At 35.6% G+C, this 1,245-nt stretch carries 2 protein-coding genes; both read right to left on the minus strand.

Annotated features, from left to right (window positions below):
• Window positions 1–95 precede the first annotated feature (95 nt).
• On the minus strand, window positions 96–350 hold the full coding sequence (locus G392_RS13760) for a hypothetical protein (protein WP_156900896.1): 255 nt from the start codon (window positions 348–350) through the stop codon (window positions 96–98).
• Window positions 351–367: 17 nt separating this feature from the next.
• The gene (locus tag G392_RS0109670) at window positions 368–1,075 is read right to left on the minus strand and encodes a hypothetical protein (protein ID WP_027010052.1); all 708 of its coding nucleotides are present in this window, start codon (window positions 1,073–1,075) and stop codon (window positions 368–370) included.
• Window positions 1,076–1,245 lie beyond the last annotated feature (170 nt).

A 1,245-nucleotide genomic window follows, 5' to 3' on the forward strand; every position in this document is an offset into this window, starting at 1 on the left:
TTGCTTTGGCGTATTGAAGCATCAAACGGTTTATCAGTCCCGTCAGTTGGAAATTTCTGCTACGGGGGGCTTGACTGGAAAGATGGTATCTACGCTTACTGACCATAATGTTTTACACCGCCAACAGGTACATCTCCAAAGATAGCTGAATTTTCTTTTAATAAGGCAGCCGCTCTATCTGCATACTGTTGTTCTGTATATAGATAAATAAAATTATTTCCCATTTGCTGTAAATTATTAAAGTCTCTCTCTCCAAAAACTGATGTTAATCTCTCATATAGTGCGATATCTCTTCTAAGTTCTTTAAATACACCAACAGGGATAATGTGATGAGCTTGTTGTGCTGACATAAAATATTCTCCAAATATTAAATTAACTTACATAAAGCGAAGCCAAATTTATTTGCCATATCCGCTTCCAATAAGGCAGCTTGTAATGGTTCAGACATAAAATAAGAGTTTAAAAGCAAAGGGTCGTGCCATAAATCCACATCGCAGTCTTGAGCAGATAAAGAAAGCTCAACTTCATTGTCCCTAATGCCATAAGTGGGCGAATAAATTTCTTTACCACTGGGATAACGAATAAATTTGAGTTTGGAATGGCTTTGCGGATTCAACATATACCGTCTTTGTTCCGATACTTTTAAAATATAAAAGGTTTCTTCTTTCCATAATTCACCTGTTTCCACATCGTAGATATGGATAGGGCTTAAATCGCTTTTTCCTAAATTAAATTGTTTAAAAATTTCGCCACACTTTTGATTTAAAACTTTTGTCCCATAAGCTGAAAAAAGATATTCCCCGTCTTCGGGACAATTTGTTTTTTCTACCCACAAACTACTGGGTAAAATATGGGATTTCTCAAAATGTGGTACAGCGGCTGTTCTACATAGTTTTCCCCAATCATCCTGATTTTTTTGTTTTAAAATCAAATTTTCAGGATGATTTGGATTTTGAGATATGGCGATTTCGTTGAGCCGATAGGTGCGATAATCAAATAAATCATCGTAGCTTGCCCCTATCGAGTAAACATTTATACGCAATAAACCAATGGATGCAGACCAAACTTTTTTCATGTGGATTTCCAAAGTAAATTTTTAAAAGGTCTATTGCATAGAGTAATAGACCATTTAACCTAGAATATTTTATTGAATATCAATCTTTAATGAAAACTCACTGGGCGCGTACACACTTTTAGAATGACTGATTTGCCATTTCTGCTCTGCGCTAAACCCAATGCTTTCCC

The sequence above is a fragment of the Conchiformibius kuhniae DSM 17694 genome (genome assembly GCF_000428785.1).
GTDB lineage: Bacteria > Pseudomonadota > Gammaproteobacteria > Burkholderiales > Neisseriaceae > Conchiformibius > Conchiformibius kuhniae.

What these genes read in the sequence shown, in the direction of transcription:
- G392_RS13760 (WP_156900896.1), bottom strand. Translation starts at nt 350, where the DNA reads ATGTCAGCACAACAAGCTCATCACATTATCCCTGTTGGTGTATTTAAA.
- G392_RS0109670 (WP_027010052.1), bottom strand. Translation starts at nt 1,075, where the DNA reads ATGAAAAAAGTTTGGTCTGCATCCATTGGTTTATTGCGTATAAATGTT.